The sequence below is a fragment of the Acidovorax sp. genome (genome assembly GCF_021287135.1).
Lineage (GTDB): Bacteria > Pseudomonadota > Gammaproteobacteria > Burkholderiales > Burkholderiaceae_C > Acidovorax.
Window position 1 is genome coordinate 52,025 of the sequence record NZ_JAJTBB010000006.1, and the last position, 19,462, is coordinate 71,486.

The 19,462-nt window shown below is 68.5% G+C and carries 14 protein-coding genes and 2 pseudogenes; 6 read left to right on the top strand and 10 right to left on the bottom strand.

The window, feature by feature from the left end; all coding sequences use genetic code 11:
- Positions 1-26: 26 nt before the first annotated feature.
- A complete protein-coding gene (locus LWW96_RS01400) occupies positions 27-1,910 on the bottom strand; it encodes a beta-galactosidase (protein WP_291483877.1) in 1,884 nt (627 codons plus the stop codon).
- Positions 1,911-2,075: 165 nt separating this feature from the next.
- Positions 2,076-2,813, bottom strand: a complete 738-nt coding sequence (locus tag LWW96_RS01405; RefSeq protein ID WP_291483878.1) for a gamma-glutamylcyclotransferase — start codon at positions 2,811-2,813, stop codon at positions 2,076-2,078.
- A 223-nt stretch (positions 2,814-3,036) separates the two neighbouring features.
- On the opposite strand from LWW96_RS01405, the gene LWW96_RS01410 reads away from it, so the two are divergent.
- Positions 3,037-3,852: a TetR/AcrR family transcriptional regulator gene (locus LWW96_RS01410; protein ID WP_291483879.1), complete on the top strand. Its 816-nt coding sequence runs from the start codon at positions 3,037-3,039 to the stop codon at positions 3,850-3,852.
- 81 nt (positions 3,853-3,933) lie between these two features.
- Here the strand turns inward: LWW96_RS01410 and cueR are convergent, their stop codons facing one another.
- A complete protein-coding gene (gene cueR, locus LWW96_RS01415) occupies positions 3,934-4,413 on the bottom strand; it encodes a Cu(I)-responsive transcriptional regulator (RefSeq protein WP_291483880.1) in 480 nt (159 codons plus the stop codon).
- Between the two features lie 31 nt (positions 4,414-4,444).
- The gene (locus LWW96_RS01420; protein ID WP_291483881.1) at positions 4,445-4,657 is read right to left on the bottom strand and encodes a cation transporter; all 213 of its coding nucleotides are present in this window, start codon (positions 4,655-4,657) and stop codon (positions 4,445-4,447) included.
- Between the two features lie 185 nt (positions 4,658-4,842).
- Here LWW96_RS01420 and LWW96_RS01425 point away from each other — a divergent pair, with 185 nt between their 5' ends.
- The 4 genes and pseudogenes from LWW96_RS01425 to LWW96_RS01440 all read left to right on the top strand — a co-directional run bounded on the left by LWW96_RS01425 (position 4,843) and on the right by LWW96_RS01440 (position 10,042).
- Positions 4,843-7,119 (top strand): heavy metal translocating P-type ATPase, encoded by a 2,277-nt coding sequence (locus LWW96_RS01425; protein WP_291483882.1) that lies wholly within the window; start codon positions 4,843-4,845, stop codon positions 7,117-7,119.
- A 124-nt stretch (positions 7,120-7,243) separates the two neighbouring features.
- Positions 7,244-8,803: pseudogene (locus tag LWW96_RS01430) on the top strand (methyl-accepting chemotaxis protein); the annotation flags it as partial.
- A gap of 150 nt (positions 8,804-8,953) precedes the next feature.
- A pseudogene (locus LWW96_RS01435) lies at positions 8,954-9,262 on the top strand (CZB domain-containing protein); the annotation flags it as partial.
- 201 nt (positions 9,263-9,463) lie between these two features.
- On the top strand, positions 9,464-10,042 hold the full coding sequence (locus tag LWW96_RS01440; protein ID WP_291483883.1) for a hemerythrin domain-containing protein: 579 nt from the start codon (positions 9,464-9,466) through the stop codon (positions 10,040-10,042).
- 98 nt (positions 10,043-10,140) lie between these two features.
- On the opposite strand, the gene LWW96_RS01445 is transcribed toward LWW96_RS01440, so the two are convergent.
- The 6 genes from LWW96_RS01445 to LWW96_RS01470 form a co-directional block, all read right to left on the bottom strand.
- Positions 10,141-11,244 (bottom strand): alkene reductase, encoded by a 1,104-nt coding sequence (locus LWW96_RS01445; RefSeq protein WP_291483884.1) that lies wholly within the window; start codon positions 11,242-11,244, stop codon positions 10,141-10,143.
- Positions 11,245-11,407: 163 nt separating this feature from the next.
- Positions 11,408-12,016, bottom strand: a complete 609-nt coding sequence (gene gstA / locus LWW96_RS01450; RefSeq protein ID WP_291483885.1) for a glutathione transferase GstA — start codon at positions 12,014-12,016, stop codon at positions 11,408-11,410.
- 86 nt (positions 12,017-12,102) lie between these two features.
- Complete coding sequence (locus LWW96_RS01455) at positions 12,103-12,876, bottom strand: class II aldolase/adducin family protein (protein ID WP_291483886.1); 774 nt, start codon at positions 12,874-12,876, stop codon at positions 12,103-12,105.
- A gap of 170 nt (positions 12,877-13,046) precedes the next feature.
- On the bottom strand, positions 13,047-13,508 hold the full coding sequence (locus LWW96_RS01460; RefSeq protein ID WP_291483887.1) for a carboxymuconolactone decarboxylase family protein: 462 nt from the start codon (positions 13,506-13,508) through the stop codon (positions 13,047-13,049).
- Positions 13,509-13,658: 150 nt separating this feature from the next.
- Positions 13,659-14,555: an RNA polymerase sigma-70 factor gene (locus LWW96_RS01465; protein WP_291483888.1), complete on the bottom strand. Its 897-nt coding sequence runs from the start codon at positions 14,553-14,555 to the stop codon at positions 13,659-13,661.
- Between the two features lie 310 nt (positions 14,556-14,865).
- On the bottom strand, positions 14,866-17,346 hold the full coding sequence (locus LWW96_RS01470; RefSeq protein ID WP_291483894.1) for an IPTL-CTERM sorting domain-containing protein: 2,481 nt from the start codon (positions 17,344-17,346) through the stop codon (positions 14,866-14,868).
- 934 nt (positions 17,347-18,280) lie between these two features.
- Here LWW96_RS01470 and LWW96_RS01475 point away from each other — a divergent pair.
- Positions 18,281-19,462: hypothetical protein (locus LWW96_RS01475; RefSeq protein WP_291483889.1), on the top strand; the 1,182-nt coding region annotated here is incomplete at its 3' end.

Consider the following 19,462-nt stretch of genomic DNA (forward strand, 5'->3'; position numbering starts at 1 on the left):
GGAACCCGGCGGAGAGCGTGGGGCTCCTAGGGGGCTGTCAGCGACGCGGCCTGGGCGCGGGGCAGCCGCTGCGCTGCCGCCTTGGTGATTTCGCGCACAAACAGTTTCTTCCAGGCGTCCTGGGTTGCGTCCTCGACCAGCTGGGGCATGAAGCCAAAGGCCAGCGTGCGGGGGCCGGTCAGCAAGATGCCCTGGTCCTTTTGCAGCAGTTCGGTCGCTTGTACGTGGTATCCGGGCCGGGGGACGAGGGATGCGTAACCGGTGTACAGGTGCTTGGAAGGCTTGAGCCGGTAGATCTTGCCGTCGAGAAGGAAAATGCCGCCGGTCTTTTTCCATTCGATATGGGCGATGCCGAACACTTCGTGCATCCAGTCGGACGTCGGTTTACCGTTTTCGTCAAATTCGCCCAGGCGCATGTCCTGGATGAGGACACCGCCCTTTTTCCAGAAGGCCGTGAGCTGGGTCTTGATGCTGGCAGGCAAGGCTGCCTGGTGGGGGACCAGGATCGCGTCCATTTGCTCCACCAGGGCGTCGCCCTGCAGCAGGTTCTTTTCTCCCAGGACATGGACCTCCAGGCCCGGCTCGCTGCTCAGGATCTTGTAGGCGGCAAACAAGGCGTCGCGGTGCGTGTTGCGGCCGGCGCTGCGTTCACCGTGCCAGACGTAGAAATTGGAGGCGGAGCCGAGGATGCCGATCCTGGTGCGCCGGCTTGTCGCGGCGGCCGCGCTGTTGTCCTGCTGGGCCTTGGCCGCGCTGGCGTGGAGCTTCGCCATTTCAGGGCTGGCCAGCGGGCCGCCCGGCCGGTGCTCGAAGCCGCCCACTTCGTAGCCCATCACGCGGGCCTGCGACAGCGACTGTGTGATGGAGCGTTGGATCACCGGAATCAGCTCGGGCGTTTTCTTCGCCGCCTCCCAGCGCTCTCCGTAGGCACCGACCATGATCTGCTTGTAGCCCAGCGAGCCCAGGTAATTGGCCAGGGTGGGCAGCACGTCGGCATCCGGCACCAGGTTGTAGCCGTCGTAAAAATTGAAGTCGATGATGGCGATGTCGATGCAGGGCGCCAGCTTTTCGACGATTCCGGTGGCGTAGATGGCGTCGTGCGAGGTGAAGGTCTCTGCGAAATAGCCCATCGCTTGCGCACCCTGCGTGCGGATCACGTCTGCATAGGCACAGGTGGCTTCGCGCAGGCGTTCTTCGCGAAACTCCTTGTGGGCGTGCAACAAGGGTTCGGGCTTGGGAACACCGCCGGCAATGTTGTTGTTGTAGTTGATGACGGGCTGTTTGGCGTTGTACAGGCGGGCAAAGGCGTTCTGGGTGGACTCCTTGTAGTCCCGCCATTGGTAGCCCATCTGGCCGTATTTGATTTCGTGCTCTTCCTGCAGCCCGATCGCGAAGCCCAGCACCTTGGCGGGATACCGTTGGGAGAAGTGCGCGACGGTCTGCGCGATGAACGGGGTCGCGTACTTGCGCACGGCGGGGTCGGCAAAGTCCGGCTGCCAGCTGGGGTCGCCGGAGAAGTTCCGCAGCGCCATGTCCGGATGTGCGGTGGCCAGCCATTGCGGCACGGTGGATTTGCCGGGCACGACCTGGCCGTTGTCGTCCTTGTACGGCCGCCCGCCCATGTCGATCACCGGCAGCAGCGACAGGCCGGCGTTGACCAGGGCATCCATCAGCGCGTGGTAGTGCGCGAACGCATACTCGCCCCTGCGGCTTTCGATGTCGGACCAGTTCAGGTAGACGGTGGCGTGGGTGAAGCCCTGGGCCTTGAGTTCTGCGGGCAAGTTCTTGTTGCGCTGGTAGTCCCAGGGCATCACGATGATGCTGGAGACAGGTGCGGTGGGCGCGGCCTGCACGCCCAGGGGCAACAGTGAGAACAGGACCAGGGCTGCGGTGCAAAGGTGTTTTTTCATGGAGTGGATCGGCGCAGTGGCCGGGTGAGACTGCCGGTGTCCCCACCGCGAGCGGCGTCCCATCGACAGGCCGCCCCGACAGATGGAGCCCGGCGATTGTTCCATGAACGCTGTTGCAACTTGCCTTGAAAAGGCGCAGCGCGGCGCGGCGCGGACGGGGGCCTGCTACCCCAGCGCGCGGACCCGCTCCGCCAGCTCCTGCACGTAGTGGTCGGTGATGCCCAGCACTTCGCACTGCGCCACCAACTGGTCGAGGTAGTCGCGGTTGCTGCCCATGCGGCCGCAGGCGCGCGCGATGGTGGCGGCTGTGGCCTGCAGCGACAGGTGGGCCCGGTACTGGGGGTGGGCGGTGTTGGCGGCCAGCACCAGTGCCCGGGCGAGGGGGCTTTGGGGGGTGCGCAGGGGCATCAGCGCGGGGCAGTAGGCGCCGGTGATCATCTCGCGCCGCCACAGGAGGCGGGATTCGCCGTCCACGCAGGGCGCGGGAATGCGGAACGCCAGTCCTTCGCAGACCTGGTCGTCGGCCGGCTGCAGGGTGAGCACCAGGCCCGGGCAGTCGGGCGTGCCGCGGCCGATGCTGGTGCTCAGCGCGAAGCGGCGGGCAAAGCGCGGCAGCACGGCCCGGCGCACCTCGTCGAATTCGACGCCGGGGTTCCACATCAGGGAGCCGTAGGCGAACACCCACAGCGCCTCCTGCCGCGCGCAAACGCCCGCCAGCACGGCGCGGCGGGAGCGCTCTACGTCCTGGTCGGGCAGGCGCCAGTCGGCCGGCAGGCCCTCGCTGCGGGCCTGGGCGTCCCATTCGGCGAGGACTTCGTCGGTCAGGCGCAGCCCGCAGGCGTGGGGCGGGGTCACACGGCCTTGCAGCTCGGGCAGGTGCACAAATGCGGTGGGCGTGGTCATGCAGGCGTGGGCCATCCGTCGTTGAATCACCCCGACTGTAGTGGGCCGAGAATGGGAGATAAATAGACCGGCGGCCAACTCTGTGTTCCAGTGCTGACACCAGTGTCGGCACCTGTGGGCGCGCCGCTGCAGCCGCCGGGGCCGCGGCGGCGGCTGGCGCGTGCGCGCGGCGGTGCGTCCGTTGTTGTCTTTGTCGTTGTTGTTTCCCGAGGAATTGGTTTTCATGGCTTCTGCCCGCGCGGCCTCGTCCCGCAGCCCCCGTGCCCGTGGTCCGGCGCTACCGCCGGACGCCGCCGCGACTCCCTCCACCCCGCCCAGCGCCGTGCCCGCCGTGGCGCTGTCGCAGCGCGAGCGCCAGCGGGAGGCCAAGCGCCACGCGGTGCTGCAGGCGGCGGCGCAGCTGTTCAACGAGCGGGGCTTCCATGCCACCTCGCTCGACGACATTGCCGCGCGGCTGAATGTCACCAAGCCCACGCTGTACTACTACGTGAAGAACAAGGACGAGATCCTGCTGCAGTGCGTGGGCCGGGGGCTGGCGCTGATGCTGGAGGGCATCGAGGCGTCCCGGGCGGCCGGAGGCCGCGCGGTCGACCAGCTGGTGGCGTGCATGCGGGTCTACGCCCGCATCGTCACCCAGGATTTCGGCATGTGCCTCATTCGCGTGGGCGACGAGCAGCTGCCGCCCGACAGCCGCAAGGCGCTGCGCCGCCTGAAGGCGGCCGTGGACCAGGAACTGCGCCGGCTGGTAGCCGCGGGCGTGGCGGAGGGTTCCCTGCAGCCCTGCGATCCCAAGATGACGGCGTTCGTGATTGCCGGCGCGCTCAGCTGGATCGGCCGCTGGTACCAGCCGGGCGGGCCGTACACGCCGGACGAGGTGGCGCAGCAGTGCATTGACACGCTGATGGGCGGGGTGCTGCGGCGGCCGGAAGCGCCGGTACCGGCGGCACCGGCGCGTGCGCCCGCCGTATCGCCCGGCCCACCGCCCCGTGCAAGGCGCGGGGCCACGCCCGCCCGTGGCAAGCCCGCGGGGCCGGCATGATGCAGGTCTGCAGAGAATGAGGTACTTTTTTGCCTCCAGTGCCCGTCCTGTAAGCGCTGGAAGCTATAAAAAGTGTAGCGACTATGCGGCCGGCTTGGCCAGGTCGTCCAGGATCGGGCATTCGGGCCGGTCGTTGCCCTGGCAGCATGAGACCAGGGTTTGCAGCGTGCGCTGCATGGCCTGCATGGCGGCGATGCGGGTGTTCAGGTCGTCGATGTGGGCCTGGGCGATGCGCTTGACCTGGCTGCTGGCGCGGCTGCGGTCGTGCCACAGGCCCAGCAGCTCGGCGATCTCTTCCATCGAAAAGCCCAGGTCGCGCGCGCGGCGGATGAAGTGCAGCGCGTGCACGTCGGCCTCGGTGTACTGGCGGTAGCCGCTGTCCGTGCGGGCCACGCCGGTGATGAGGCCCAGCGATTCGTAGTGCCGCACCATGCGCGCCGAGATGCCTGCGCGCCGGGCGGCGGTGCCGATGGCCACGGGCCAGGCAGTGGCGCGCTCTGCGCGGCGGGGGGCGCTCGTGCGGGGCGCGTTGTGAACCGGGGGCAAGGTGTGCTGCGGCATGGCGGGCAGAAAAAGGGGGGTGAAGGCCGGGTCAGGCCGCGACGGTGTAGCCCTCTTCGGCAATGGCGGCGGCAATCGCCTCGCGGGGTGCGGTGCTGTCCACGTCCACCTTGCCGCTGGCGCGGTCGATGCGCACCTGGGCCTGGGGGTCCACCTGCTGGACGGCCTGGGTGACGGCGCGTTCGCAGTGGCCGCAGGTCATGCCCTGGACTTGGAAGGTGGTCGTGGTGGTGTTGCTGGTCATGGTGAAAACTCCTGGGTCGGTCGGTAAAAGTGCGGGATCGGCCGAAACCGTGCGATCCCACGGGTGCCGATGGTGAAGCTTGACACCGTGGCAAAGTCAAGCGATTGTGAAGGCACTGACGGCGCGAGGGTTGATGCCGCGCAACGCTTGACCTTGCCATCGCGTCAAGGATCACCATCCCTGCCATGAACACCACCACCCCTCCTCTGGCTGCCTCGGCAGCGCCCCCGGAATCCCTGCACTCGCTCGACCTGGGTATTTCCGGCATGACCTGTGCCAGCTGCGTCGGCCGCGTCGAGCGCGCGCTGCGCAAGGTGCCGGGCGTGCAGGACGCCTCGGTCAACCTGGCCACCGAATCGGCCCGCGTGGCGTTTGCCACCGGCCCGGGCGGGGGCGACGCGGCCGCCATGGAGGCCCAGCTGCGCCGCGCGGTGCGCAACGCGGGCTACGAGCCGCGGGCGGCCGGCCAGGATGAGGCGCCGGAAGACGCCTCGCCCTGGGCGGGCTTTCTGCCGGTGGGCGTCGGGCTGGCGCTGTCGGCGCCGCTGGTGCTGCCCATGCTGGGCGACCTGTTCGGGCAGCACTGGATGCTGCCCGCCTGGGTGCAGTTCCTGCTGGCCACGCCGGTGCAGTTCATCCTGGGGGCGCGGTTCTACAAGGCGGGCTGGCATGCGGCGCGGGCGCTGTCGGGCAACATGGACCTGCTGGTGGCGCTGGGCACCAGCGCGGGCTGGGGCCTGTCGATGTGGCTGTGGCTGACGGCCCCCACCGACCATCCGGGGCACGTGCCGCACCTGTATTTCGAGGCGTCGGCGGTGGTGGTCACCCTGGTGCTGCTGGGCAAGTGGCTGGAGGCGCGCGCCAAGCGCCAGACCACCGCGGCCATCCGCGCCCTGCATGCGCTGCGGCCGGACGTGGTGCACCTGCTGGGCAAGGGCGGCGAGGTGGACGTGCCCGTGGCCGAGGTGCTGGTGGGCGACCGCCTGGTGGTGCGGCCGGGCGAGCGGATTCCGGTGGATGGCACGGTGGTGGAGGGGCACACGCAGGTCGATGAGTCCATGCTCACCGGCGAACCCCTGCCGGTGGCGCGCGACGCGGGCGCGGGCGTGACCGGGGGTTCCATCAACGGCGACGGCCGCATCGTGATGGAAGTGACGGCGGTGGGCGCCGAGACGGTGCTGGCCCAGATCATCCGCCTGGTGGAGGACGCCCAGGCCGCCAAGGCGCCCATCCAGCGGCTGGTGGACCAGGTCTCCGCGGTCTTCGTGCCCGTGGTGCTGGTGGTGGCGGTGGTCACGCTGCTGGGCTGGCTGGCCATGGGCGCGGGCCTGGAGGCCGCGCTGATCCACGCCGTGGCGGTGATGGTGATTGCCTGCCCCTGCGCACTGGGCCTGGCCACGCCCGCGGCCATCATGGCCGGCACGGGGGTGGCCGCCAAGCACGGCATCCTGATCAAGGACGCGCAGGCGCTGGAACTGGCCCACAAGGTGGACACGGTGGCGTTCGACAAGACCGGCACCCTGACCGTGGGGCGCCCGCGGCTGACCGCATTCGAGGTGGTGCCGGGCGCCGACGAGGCCGTGGTGCTGGCGGCCGTGGCCGCCGTGCAAAGCGGCAGCGAACACCCGCTGGCCCGGGCCGTGGTGGCGGCCGCCGCCGAGCGGCAGCTGCCCCTGGCCGGGCCCGATGGCGTGCGCGCCGTGCCCGGCCGCGGCACCGAGGGCGAGGTGGCTGGCCAGAGCTACCTGGTCGGCAGCCTGCGCTGGATGCAGGAGCTGGGGGTGGACCTGGGCCCGCTGGCGGGCCGGGCGCAGGTCCTGCAGCAGGAGGGCGCCACCGTCTCGGCGGTGGCGCAGCGCGTCACGCAGGGCCTGCAGCTGCGCGCCGTGCTGGCCTTTGGCGACGAGCCCAAGCCCGGCGCCCGGGAAGCCCTGGCGGCCCTGAAGGCGCGTGGCATCCGCACGGTGATGGTCTCGGGCGACAACCGCGGCGCCGCCGAGGCCATGGCCCGGCGCCTGGGGCTGGACCCGGAGGCGGGCGAGGTGATGGCGGAGGTGCTGCCGGGCGACAAGGCGGCCAAGGTGGCGGCGCTGCAACAGGGGGCCGATGGCAAGCGCCATCAAGTTGCGATGGTAGGCGACGGCGTCAACGATGCCCCGGCGCTGGCGGCGGCCGACGTGGGCCTGGCCATGGGCAACGGCACCGACGTGGCCATGCATGCGGCCGGCATCACGCTGATGCGCGGCGACCCGATGCTGGTGGCGGCCGCGCTGGACATCTCGCACCGCACGGTGCTCAAGATTCGCCAGAACCTCTTTTGGGCCTTTGCCTACAACGTGGCCGGCATTCCGCTGGCCGCGCTCGGGTACCTGAACCCGGTGGTGGCGGGGGCCGCCATGGCCTTGAGTTCGGTCAGCGTGATGGCGAATGCGCTCTTGCTCAAGCGCTGGCGCATGGGATAAATACGTCCACGGGTACAACGGGTTCACAGTTGTCTGGCAAACTGCAACGATTTGTTGCGGAGCCGGGACCCGGGCGGCTGGGGAGGCAGGCGCGTGTACATATCAAAACGAAGGACGAACGATCATGAATCTCTTCTCGCTGATGCGGTACTTCACCATCCGCATGCGCATGCTGGGGGCCATTGGCGTGGTGTTGGGGCTGCTGGGCCTGCTGGGGGGCGCGGGGATGCTGGGCATGTTCCGCATCCACGCGATGAGCGAGAACTTCATGGCCCGCTCGTTTGCCGAGGTGAGCAGCCTGGCCGAACTGCGGGGCGAGATGGGCGCCATCCGCCAGTACGAGAAGGACATGATCATCGGCTATGAAAAGCCCGAGGCGGTCAAGGCGGCGCATGCCAAGTGGATCGAGAGCCAGGACAAGGCCAAGAAGATCGCGGGCCAGTTCCTCGAAGGGGAGGAGGACGCCGACAACCCCATCGTGCGCAACATCGTCAAGCGCCTGGACAGCTACCGGGAACAGTTCGCGCATGTCGCGCGCCAGCTGGAGGCCGGCGGCTACGACACGGCCACCATCGCCAACCGCATGAGCGCCAAGGCCGTGGCCGAGTTTGCCGAGGCGGACAAGCTGATGATGGAGCTCGATTCGGTGCTGCGCACCGAGGTGGCCCGTTCCGTGAAGGAACAGGGCGAGGTGGCGGGCGACACGAAGTGGCTGTTTGCGCTGGCGGTGCTCGTGACCGTGGTGGTGGTGGTGCCCACCACGCTGATGAACATGAACTCCATCTGCCGGCCGCTGGAAGAGGCACGCCACATGGCGCAGGCCATTGCCGGCGGGGATCTCTCGCAGCACATCGCGGCCGAGGGCCGCGACGAGGTGGCCGACCTGCAGCGCGCCCTGCGCGACATGCAGCAGGGGCTGGGCGCCCTGGTGGCGCAGGTGCGCGACGCCAGCGGCAACATCGCCACGGCGAGCCAGGAAATCGCCATGGGCAACCACGACCTGTCGCAGCGCACGGAGCAGACGGCCAGCAATGCGCAGGAGGCGGTGTCCTCCCTGTCGCAGCTCACCGCCACGGTGCAGCAGACGGCGTCGTCCTCGCAGATGGCCAACCAGCTGGCCGCCTCGGCCTCCGGCACCGCCACGCGCGGCGGCTCGGTGGTGCAGCAGGCGGTGGCCAGCATGCACGAGATCTCGGCCTCCAGCCGCAAGATCGGCGACATCATCGGCCTGATCGATTCCATCGCGTTCCAGACCAACATCCTGGCGCTGAACGCCGCCGTGGAGGCCGCGCGGGCCGGCGAGCAAGGACGGGGCTTTGCCGTGGTGGCCAGCGAGGTGCGCAGCCTGGCGCAGCGCTCGGCGGCCGCGGCCAGCGACATCAAGGGCCTCATCCACAGCAGCGTGACGGCCGTGGATGGCGGCGTGCGCCATGTGGAAGACGCCGGCGCGGCCATGAACGAGATCGTCACCAGCGTGCAGCGCGTGGGCGACATCATTGGCGAGATCACCGCGGCAGCCTCGGAGCAGTCCGCGGGCATCGGCCAGGTCAACCAGTCGGTGGGCGAGATCGACCGCATGACGCAGCAGAACGCCGCCCTGGTGGAAGAGTCCGCCGCCGCGGCCGACTCGTTGCGCGAGCAGGCGGCGCGCCTGTCGCAGGTGGTGCAGCAGTTCCGCCTGGCGGACGAAGGCCAGGCCGCCGGCATGCCCGCGGCGGGTGCCATGCTGGCGCACCGCGCCCCGGTGGCCGCGCCGGCACCCGCGGCCGCGCTGGCAGGCCCTGCCGCCGAGGGCGTGGACCTGGAGTCGGCCATCAAGGCCCACGCCCAGTGGCGCACCAAGCTGCGCGATGCGGCGCGGCACCAGGAACAGCTGGACGCCGACACCATCGGCCGCGATGACTGCTGCGATCTGGGCCGCTGGCTGCACGGCCGGGGCCAGGGTTCCTATGGCAGCGTGCCGGCCTTCCAGGCCTTGGTGGACCGCCACCGTGAATTCCACGAAGTGGCCGGCAGCGTCGCCCAGCTGATCAACCGGGGCGCGTATTCCGAGGCCGAGCAGGCCCTGGAGGGCAACACGCCGTTCTCCCGCGCCTCCAGTGAGGTCGGCTCCGCCATCGTGCGCCTGCGCAAGAGCCTGTAGGGCAGGGCGCACCTGCTGTAGGGCAGGCGCACCTGCGGCCCCCGGGAGATCGTAGGCAGGCTCCTCGGCGCCGCGATGGCGGCCCTGTCCCCCCACCCCGCCCGGCGGCGCGTCCGGGTCGGGGGATTGCTTGATGTGTGTCAGGCCCGCGGCGGGCGCTTCGTGGCAATCTGGCAGTTTCGTGTCATCGGGGGAAGCGCCATGCCGTCAGTCAGTTTGCGGACCATTCGCGAAGAGCATGCGTCGCTCGCCGCCATCCTGCACTCGTTGCGTTTGATGATGGACCAGGGGCCGGGCGATGAGCCGGCGGTGTTCTTCGACGTGATGCGGGCCATGCTGTTCTACATCGACGAGTTTCCCGAACGCCAGCACCACCCCAAGGAGTCGCAGCTGCTGTTCCCCAAGGTGGCCGAGCGTTCGCCCGAGGCGGCCGACGCCATCGCGCAGCTCGAACGCGACCACGAAGGCGGCGAGGCCGCCGTGCGGGAACTGCAGCACCTTCTGCTGGCCTGGGAACTGATGGGCGATGCCCGCCGGGAGGCCTTCACCAAGGCGCTCGACAGCTACATCCACTTCTACCTGGAGCACATGCGCGTGGAGGAGTCGGTGGTGATTCCTGCGGCACAGCAGGTGCTGCAGCCTGCGGACTGGGCGGCCATGGACGTGGCGTTCGCCAGCAACACCAACCCCCTGGCCGCCGGCAAGCCGCGCGATGCGGCCTACGACCGCCTGTTCACCCGCATCGTCATGCGGGCGCCCAGCCCGATCGGGCTGGGTTGACGCCCTGAGCGGCTTCGCTGCCCGGTGCGGCGGCCCTCGTCTGGGCGCGCCCGCTTCAGCAGGCGCGGGTCCTGACGAGTTTCCAAGGTCTTGCGACCTCAGGCGTCCAGCGCCGGGTAGTCCGTGTACCCCTCGGCGCCGCCGCCGTACAGCGTGGCGCGGTTCACCTCGTTGAGCGGGGCATTGCGGCGCAGACGCTCCACCAAGTCGGGGTTGGCGATGAACGGCCGGCCGAAGGCCACGATGTCGGCGCCCTGGGCCAGGGCCTGCTCGGCCAGTTCGCGGGTGTAGGCGTTGTTGACCATCCAGGCGCCTTTGCCGCCCGCGGCGCGGTAGGCAGCGCGCAGGGCCGCGTAGTCAAACGGCCGGTCCGGCAGTTCGCGCGGGCCGCCCGTGGCGCCCTCGATCACGTGCACGTAGGCCAGGCCCAGCGGTGCCAGCTCGCGCACCACGTGCTCGAACAGGGGCTGGGGATCGGCGTCCACGATGTCGTTGGCGGGGGTGACGGGCGACAGGCGGATGCCGGTGCGGCCGCCGCCGATTTCCTCGGTGATGGCGCGGGTCACCTCCAGCAGCAGGCGCGCGCGGTTCTCGATGCTGCCGCCGTAGTCGTCGGTGCGGTGGTTGGCGCCGGTCTTGAGGAACTGGTCGATCAGGTAGCCGTTGGCCGCGTGGATCTCCACGCCGTCAAAGCCCGCGGCAATGGCGTGCCGCGCGGCATGGCGGTAGTCGCGCACGATGCCGGGCAGTTCCTCGGAGTCCAGGGCGCGGGGCTGCGACGTTTCGGTGAACGTGGGCACGCCGTCCTTGATGAGCACGGTCTTGGTGTGGGCCCGGATGGCGGACGGGGCGACGGGGGCCGCATTGCCCGGCTGCAGGTCGGTGTGCGAGACGCGGCCCACGTGCCACAGCTGCACCACGATCTTTCCGCCGGCCTCGTGCACGGCGTGGGTCACCTTCTTCCAGCCGTCGAGCTGCTCGGTGCCATACAGGCCGGGCACATCGGCATAGCCCTGGCCCTGCGGGCTGATGGCCGTGGCCTCGGAGATGATGAGACCGGCGCTGGCGCGCTGGGCGTAGTAGGTGGCGCCCAGGTCGGTGGGAATCGCCTCGGGCGAGCGGTTGCGGGTGAGCGGGGCCATGGCGATGCGGTTGTCCAGCTGGAGGTCGCCCGCACGGGTGGGTTCGAACAGTGAGGTCATACAGAGGTCCTGAAAAGCTGCTGCGCGCAGCAACGATGGGTCCCCCCAGCTTAGCCCCGTCTTGGCTCTGAGAACATGCGCTAAGGCAGGTTCTGGCGGGTCAGGGCGAGGACTGTCGGGGACTTTTGCAGCGCTGTCCCCCGGCCGGGGGACCAGCGCCGGCTTATTTGAGCAGTCCTTCGGCCTTCATGGCCGCCTGCACTGCCGGGCGGGCACCCACGCGTTCGCGGTAGGCCGCCAGGTGGGCCAGGCCGGCAATGTCCAGGTTGGTGGGCTGGGCCCAGTTGGTCACGGTGAAGAGGTAGCCGTCGGCCACGGTGAACTGGTCACCCATCAGGTACTGTTTGCCGGCAAGCTGGCTGTCCACCCACTGCAGGCGCTGCAGCAGCCGCTCGCGCACCATGGGCTTGTAGTCTTCGGGCGTGGCGGGGTTGAACAGGGGGCTGAAGCCCTTGTGCAGCTCGGTGCCGATGAAGGTCAGCCACTCCTGCAGGCGGTAGCGCTGCAGGCTGCCGTTCTGGGGCGCCAGCATCTTCAGGGGCACCTGGTCGGCGATGTACTGCACGATGGCCGGGCCTTCGCGCAGGCGGGTGCCGTCGTCCAGCTCCAGCACCGGCACGTAGCCCAGGGGGTTGATGGTGTAGTAGTCGGTGCCGTCCTGCAGCTTGTGGCTCTTGGTGCTGGCCAGCACGGGGGTGTAGGCGAGGCCCGCTTCGTGCAGCGCGATGTGGGGAGATAGCGAGCAGGCGCCGGGCGAGTAGTACAGCTTCATGGATCAGTCCTTGCAAACGGTCGGAAACCGCTGATGCTATGCGCTGCGCTGTTTTTCTGCTGGCGCGGGCTGCTGGCGTGCCCCGGTCACATGTCGTGGCCTGGCGCCTCGCGCTGCACCTTGCGCAGCAGCGCCGGCCAGGTGAACGCGCCGCCGAGGCCGCCTGTCTGCACCCGCATGGCCTGGGCCACGCCGCTCACGATCTGGGGGTTCACCTCGGTCAGGGCACCGCCGGCCTGCGCGTCGATCTGGATGCGGCAGGTGTTCTCGAACGTGTACATCGACAAAAAGGCGTCGGCAATGGTCTTGCCCACGGTGAGCAGGCCGTGGTTGCGCAGCATGAGGAAGTTGGCCTCGCCCAGGTCGGCCTGCAGGCGCGGCTTTTCTTCGTCGCGGAAGGCCACGCCTTCGTAGGTGTGGTACGCCAGCGAGGCCAGCACGAAGGTGCTTTGCTGGCTGATGGGCAGCACGCCGCACTGCTGCGCGCTCACGGCCACGCCGGCGCGGGTGTGGGTGTGCAGCACGCAGCCGGCCTCGGGCCGCGCCTCGTGCACGGCGCTGTGGATCACGAAGCCGGCCGGGTTCACCGGGAAGGGCGAGTCGTGCAGCTTGTTGCACTGCATGTCCACCTTGATGAGGCTGGAAGCCGTGATCTCCTCGAACATCAGCCCGTAGGGGTTGATGAGGAACTGGTGTGCGCCCGGGCCCGCCACCGATTCGGGCAGCTTGGCGCTGATGTGGGTGAAGACCAGGTCGCTCCAGCCGTACAGCGCCACCAGGCGGTAGCAGGCGGCCAGGTCGCAGCGCAGCTGCCATTCTTCGGGGCTGACGCTGGCTTGCAGCGAGGGGATGTTGAGCATGGGTGGTGTCTCCGTAATGGGTGGGAAGGCACCACTGTAGGCCGCGTGCGCGCGGGTGACTGTCAGGCAGGCTACACAGGCCGCCCGCGCGGGCGCGGAATCTTGGTTGTCAAAAATGATAGCTGCCAGCGCTTATTGGATAAGCGCTAGAGGCCATTTTCATAGGAAAATCATGCCGCGGGCTTTTCGGGAATCGGCGCGCGCATGCCCGCGTTGAGCAGGTTCCAGGCGTTGATGACCGCAATGGCAAAGCCCAGGTCCGCGATCTCGGCATCGGTGAACAGCGCCTTCAGCCGGGCGAATTCCTCGTCGCTGGCGTCGCTGTGCGGCGTGGCGGTGATGATCTCGGCCCAGCGGAAGGCGGCACGCTCGCGCTCGCTGAAGAACGGGGCCTCGCGCCAGCCGGCCACGGCGTTGAGGTGGCGCGGGTCCATGCCGTCCTTCACGAGGTCATTCCAGTGCATGTCCATGCAGTAGGCGCAGCCGTTGATCTGCGAGACGCGCAGGAACACCAGCTCGGCCAGGCGTGCGCCCAGGGCGCCTTTCTTGACGGTTTCGGACACGTTGACCAGGCCCATGAAGGCCTTGGACGAGAGCTGGTGGTAGGGCAGGCGGGCGGTGTGCTGGGACATATCAAACTCCGGAGGTGATGTTGGTGGGCAAGATCAACGGCACCAAGCCGTTGCGGTCTGGAAGGCGTGCTTTCTGTGACGTCCTTCCCTACCCACCAAGACGCGGCAACCCCCGCGCTTGTGACAGCAGGCCCGCACCGGGCGGTGGTGTCAGCCGCCCAGCGTGCGGGGGATGCCCGCCAGCTTGTCGGGGTTGCGGATCGCGTAGATGGCCACGATGCGCTCGCCGTCCGTCACCAGGGCCTGCGCCGATTCCAGCTGGCCGTGGAGGTAGCGCAGCAGGCCCGGCTCGCCGTTGAGCAGCACCGGCCGGTAGACCACCGCGTCGGCCAGGCGGCGCCATTGCGCCCAGTACAGGTTGGCAATGCGGAACGCGCCCACCAGCGGATGCGGGAACGAGCGGACCTTGCCGCCGCCGTCGCCAATCAGCATCGCGTCGTGGGCCAACAGGGCCTCTATGGCGGCGCGCTCGCCGCTGTGGGCGGCGGCGACAAAGCGTTCCAGCAGCTGGTGGTGCACGCCGCGGGGCACGTCAAAGCGCGCACGCGCCTGTTGCACGCGTTCGCTGGCGCGGTGCACCATCTGCCGGCAGGCCGCCTCGCTCTTGCCCAGCTGCGCGGCGATGTCGGGGTAGTCGTAGTCAAACACCTGCCGCAGCAGGAAGGCGGCCCGCTCTTCCGGACCCAGCCGTTCCAGCACGTACAGGAACGCCACCGACAACTCGCCCGCCAGCTCGGCCGCGGCCTCGGGCGTGTGCTCGTCCAGCGGCTCCACCAGCGGCTCGGGAAGCCACCAGCCCACGTAGGCTTCGCGCTCGGCCTTGGCGGCGCGCAGCCGGTCGATGGACAGGCGCGTCACCACCGTCACCAGCCAGGCCTCGGCCGACTGCAGCACGGTGGTGTCCTGGCGGCTCCAGCGCAGCCAGGCGTCCTGCAGCACATCCTCGGCATCGGCGCGCACGCCCAGCATGCGGTAGGCGATGCCGAACAGGCGCGGGCGCAGGGCGGTGAAGGGGTCCGGGGCGGTGGGAGCGAGGGCGGTGTTCATGCGGGCAGTGTCCGAAAAAGGGGGCTGCGGGCCAGGCCCGGACAGCCCCGGTTGTACACACAGGCCAGACGTTGCGCCGGGCGAGGTTGTGACACTGCGAGCGGATTGCTTCTTTTTTAATAGCTGCTTGCGCTTTACAGACAAAGGCTACAGCCATTTTTTGCATAAAAAATGCCCACCGAGGTGGGCATGTGGCGGGGCGGCAGGGGCAGACCGCCGCGCGTCTGGCGCGGCCTGCTGCGCGGGCCCCGGCGGTTCGGTGCGGCGGCTGCGGCCCGGGCTGGCGCTCCTGCCCAGGCCGCAGCGCCCCTCAGAACCAGCGGGCGGCCCGCGGGGCCCTGGTGCGGGCGTCGCGCGGACGGCGCGGGTTGTTGCGCTGCGCGGCAAAGCCGGTGGCGGCCAGCAGCAAGGCCGACAGGCCCAGGCCCAGCTCGCTCAACGTCGGAATGGGGCGGGACGGCGTGGGAGGGGGAGGCGGCGGGGTGGGGACCGGCGCCGACTGCAGGTACCAGTTGTTGCCCACCTTGTGCAGCGTGTAGACGAAGCCGCCCACCGTGATCGAGCCACCGGCCAGCACAAAGGCGTTGTCTGGCGAAGTGCCGCCCACGCTGACTACCAGAATGCCGTTGCCGGTGGTGGCGGCGCCCAGGCCGGCCACATTGGTGATGCGCAGCGTGGTGGTGCCGGTCACATTGCCGTTGATGGTCAGCACGTCCGTGGGCGAGGCGGAATCGCCCAGCTGCGTGTCCAGGTTGAACGCGCCGCCGCCGGTGTAGTTGCCGGTGACGACGATGGCATCGCCGGTGGCGCCGTTGGCGGTGCTCACCGTGCCCGCGTTGCTCACGCTGTCGTTGAGCGTCATCGACGCCCCCAGCACCACCGTGCTGGCGCTATCGACGTACAGCTGCGCGCCGCCCATGGCCGCAGCCACGGTGGGACTGTTCAGCGTCAGCGTGGAGGCATAGAGATTGATGGTCTCCCAGTTCACCATGCTCATGCTGCCCACGTTGAGCGTGACGTTCTGGAACGTCAGCACATCCACAAAGCCATCGGCCGTGGACGTGTCGTCACCGCCATCCAGCACCGTCACGCCGGTGATGTCGGCGCCGTTCTGAAGGATGAGCGTATCGCTGCCATCGCCCAGGTGGACTTCGCCCGCGATCTTGGAGCCGGAAGAGGCCGTCACCGTGGCGTTGCCCGCGCCGTCGAGGATCGCCACGCCAGAAGCCGCGGAAACATCCGCACCGCTGGACAGGTTGATCGCTACGGCGTTGCCCGCCTTGGTGCTGGTCTGGATGCCGGCGCCCGTGCCGCCCGTGCCCGCCACCACGCCGCCCACATTGACGGCCGTGGCGCCCGAGCCATAGTTCTCGGCCACGATCCCGCTGAACCCGCGGACGCTGCCGCTGCTTTCGTTGACGGTGACGGCCTTGGTGTTGGCCGGGTTGTAGATGCCTGCGGCAAGGCCGGCAGCGCCCGCCACGGTGCCGTTGCTCAAGACAGCGCCGGTGGTGGTGATGGTGACCGCCCCGGTGCCCGTAGGGCCGTCGTACCAGTCGCTGGCGGCAATGCCGCTGCGGCTGCTGGCCGTGACGTTGGCCGTGGCGACCACGGTGGTGTCTCCGGCCCCGTCGTTGAAGGCGCCGATGCCATCCAGCCCGCCGACCACGTTGCTATCGGCCTGGATGGTGATGGCGCCGGCACCGGCCTCGGTGATGCCGGTGAAGATGCCCGTACCGTTGGTCGTGCTGGTCGCCGTGACGGTCTTGCCGGGCGCCGTCACGACGCTGACACTGCCCGCGCTGCCGGCATTGAGGCCCTGGATGCCAACACTGGTGGAGGTCGTGACATTGCCACCCGCATGGATGGTGGCGTTTCCGGTGCCTCCCGGTCGGATCTCCCCGTTGATGCCATAGGTTACGGCGGTGACGTCTCCACCCGTGCTCACATCCACATTGCTGCCGGCGCTGGTGGCGTTGATGCCGTAGTAGGTCGGATCCGCCACCGAGCCCCCGACCGTGACCTGGGTGCTCCCCGTGGTGGAGGAGTTGTTGGCCTGGATCCGCCCGCTGGTGCTGCCTGTCACCGTCACGGCCATGTTGCCGCTGCTTGCGGCGGAGTTGATGGCCGAAATGCCGAGGGGCGTGTTCAGCACGCTGCCATTGATGGTGACGATGTTGGACCCGCCGCTGGTGCCGACGTAGGTGCTGTACACCCCTCGGTATCCCCCCGTGATGTCGGTTGCGGTGATGCTGTTGCCCGCGCCACTCGTCGAGAGCCAGATCCCCGAGCCGGTACCTACCGTGATAGGTGCCGTGGCGGTAATGGTGTGCAGGCCGGTGGCGGCGCTGCTATTGATCACAATGCCCGAGCCCGGGCTGGACAAGGTGCCGCTGCTTTGCAGGGTGACCTGCTGGGTGGCGGCGTCGGTGACCACGCGCACGGCAGCCGCCGTGGCATTGAGGGTGGACACCGGGCCTGTCAGGACCAGGCTGACGTTGCCGCCCCCGGTGTTGCTGACATCCAGGCCCTGGCTGCCGGTGGTCGAGCTGCCGATGATGGCGCCGCTGCCGGTCTGCGTGAGCGTCGTGCCGCCGGTGCCTGTCAGGCGCAGGCCGCTGCCACCGGCCCCCGTGCTGGCGAACGTGGGGTCCACCACCACATTGAGCGGCGCCCCCGTGAGGGTGGTGGACGGCGTGGAGCCCGCGCAGGTGTAGACCGAACCGCCCAGCGTGCAAGCGGCCCAGGCGGAAGAGCCCCCCAGCACCAGGGCTGGCGCCCCCAAGGCCATGACCACGGCGCGTGGCGTGAAATGAAAGGCCCTTTTCCCCATTTTTTTTACCCTGCTTTCTTATGTCTGTTCAATAAACCAAAAGCCCCGCCAAATTTCCGTGAATTCAATATGTTTACCGTACGAATTCTTGTGAAATGGCGGTTGCAAAGACTGATGAACATAATCCCTGCAAGGGCGGGAGTTTTGATTTAAATCAATTTCGGAGGCCCGTGAATTTTGGTTTTCGATACCCAAGATCCAGCGCCACTTTAGTCAGGGATATTTAAGGCGGGTAGGTGTTTGACAATATTTAACAAACCGCTCGTATCGGTTTGTCGTCAATTAACAGTGTTTGACATTTCGGGGCTGCCGGATTTTTTCGGAGCGTGGTGGAATGGAATGAAAAGTTCCCCCAGGGACCCTTCCAAATGCCGCTCTGTCGCGGGCTGTACAAATCGGCGGGGTCTGCTGCGGGTTTTGATGATTTTGCGCACCACGCATCCCAGGCGGCTCCATGAAGAAAATCCCTGCTCCCCGTCACAAACTCACCCTGCTCGAAAGCGCGCTGGTTGGCGCATTGGCCATGATGTCCGCCGGCGGCGCCTGGGCGGCGCCCAATAACTGGGTGGCTCCCGGCGATGTGACGTTGGATACCTCGTGGTCGGTCGGGACGTCGTCGAGTCCGGGCTCGGCCAATGTCATCAACTCCCCGTCCCCGGCGCCGTGGAATCCGGACAATCCCACTATCAGCACCAGCCTCAGTACTCAGGAGTTGTATGTGGGGTACGGCAGCGGAGCGTCCGGCACCTTCAATATCACACCGAGCAGCGCCGCGGGTGGCTCGTTTATGGCGATTGCGATCAGCAACGATCCGAGCATGCCGCCACTTGCGGCTGCTGACCCCACCCTTCGCATTGGTGACGCGGGGGGAACGGGGACCCTGACGGTAGACATGACGGCTGCCCTGACCGCGCCGCAGGGAAGCCCCCGGATTACCGGCTCGGGCACTGCCCTGGGCGTGGGGCTGGGTGCGGGCAGCACCGGGCTGGTGAATGTGCTGGGCGCGGGCAAGACCGCTGACCAGCTCAGCTATAGCTCGCCCAACTCCCTGCTGCTGAGGCCGTACCAGCGCAATTTACTGGTGGGCCAGGCTGGCGGCAATGGCCTGGTGAATGTCAACGGCGCCGGTCTGAATCTCTTGACCGGGTTTGACAACCAGTATGTGACACCACCGAGGTATTTCGCTGTGGGCGAGGGCGCGGGGAGCGTGGGGTCTGTCAATGTGCTGGGCAGCGGCAAACTGTCCTCGGGCGATCCGGTCTCGGCGAATAATTCTCAGTTGGGCCCGGCCCTTCCCTTCAGCTTCATTGGCAAGGACGCGGGCACGGGGGTGGTCACGGTCCAGCCGTCCACTGGCAGCTTTCCCAACCAGGCGGATTTCTACGGCGGTCTGTCCGTCGGGAGCGCGGGGGGCACTGGCGCGCTCAATGTGCTGGCCGCGGGCAAATCGCTGGTCACCAACGGCATGTCCTACGACGGAGGCTCCGGCATGTGCCAGGCCACGCAGCCTTCGAACTACCCGGCAGGGCCCGCCGCGCTGCAGATCAGCGCGGACGGCGCCGCCACCGGGCTGGTGCGGGCCACGGGCGCGGCCACCCAGTTACTGGTGTCGGGCAAGACGTCCAGCAATTACTATGCGTCGACCCCGGAGCTGATCCAGGACTACAAGATCGGCCGGGTGCAGATCGGCACCGGAGGCACGCTGGTCACCGCGGACGCCGCCACCGTCAAGGTGGGCGTGAGCCGCATCCAATTGCAGCAGGACCCATTGACGGGTTCTCAGATCTACTCCAGCTCCACCGTGGGCGGTATCGGCCCCATCAACGTGACCGGCGCGGGCAGCGTGGTCTACGGCTCCGAAACCGCCACGGCCACGGCCCCCGGCACCATCGAAGCCTCGCAGATCAGCCTGGCGGACGCCACCTCGCAGCTGCGCTTCAACCACACCAGCAGCATCAGCTTCAACCTGCCCCTGGCCGGCAGCGGCACCGTGGTGCAGCAAGCAGGCACCACCACCATCTCGCCCACGCTGGCCGGGCTGCCCGCACTGGACCCGGCCCTGTGGCAGTACGAC

Bases quoted from the DNA above. Each gene is read 5' to 3' on its own strand.
- LWW96_RS01400 (WP_291483877.1), bottom strand. From the start codon at position 1,910: ATGAAAAAACACCTTTGCACCGCAGCCCTGGTCCTGTTCTCACTGTTG.
- LWW96_RS01405 (WP_291483878.1), bottom strand. From the start codon at position 2,813: ATGACCACGCCCACCGCATTTGTGCACCTGCCCGAGCTGCAAGGCCGT.
- LWW96_RS01410 (WP_291483879.1), top strand. From the start codon at position 3,037: ATGGCTTCTGCCCGCGCGGCCTCGTCCCGCAGCCCCCGTGCCCGTGGT.
- cueR (WP_291483880.1), bottom strand. From the start codon at position 4,413: ATGCCGCAGCACACCTTGCCCCCGGTTCACAACGCGCCCCGCACGAGC.
- LWW96_RS01420 (WP_291483881.1), bottom strand. From the start codon at position 4,657: ATGACCAGCAACACCACCACGACCACCTTCCAAGTCCAGGGCATGACC.
- LWW96_RS01425 (WP_291483882.1), top strand. From the start codon at position 4,843: ATGAACACCACCACCCCTCCTCTGGCTGCCTCGGCAGCGCCCCCGGAA.
- LWW96_RS01440 (WP_291483883.1), top strand. From the start codon at position 9,464: ATGCCGTCAGTCAGTTTGCGGACCATTCGCGAAGAGCATGCGTCGCTC.
- LWW96_RS01445 (WP_291483884.1), bottom strand. From the start codon at position 11,244: ATGACCTCACTGTTCGAACCCACCCGTGCGGGCGACCTCCAGCTGGAC.
- gstA (WP_291483885.1), bottom strand. From the start codon at position 12,016: ATGAAGCTGTACTACTCGCCCGGCGCCTGCTCGCTATCTCCCCACATC.
- LWW96_RS01455 (WP_291483886.1), bottom strand. From the start codon at position 12,876: ATGCTCAACATCCCCTCGCTGCAAGCCAGCGTCAGCCCCGAAGAATGG.
- LWW96_RS01460 (WP_291483887.1), bottom strand. From the start codon at position 13,508: ATGTCCCAGCACACCGCCCGCCTGCCCTACCACCAGCTCTCGTCCAAG.
- LWW96_RS01465 (WP_291483888.1), bottom strand. From the start codon at position 14,555: ATGAACACCGCCCTCGCTCCCACCGCCCCGGACCCCTTCACCGCCCTG.
- LWW96_RS01470 (WP_291483894.1), bottom strand. From the start codon at position 17,346: ATGGCCTTGGGGGCGCCAGCCCTGGTGCTGGGGGGCTCTTCCGCCTGG.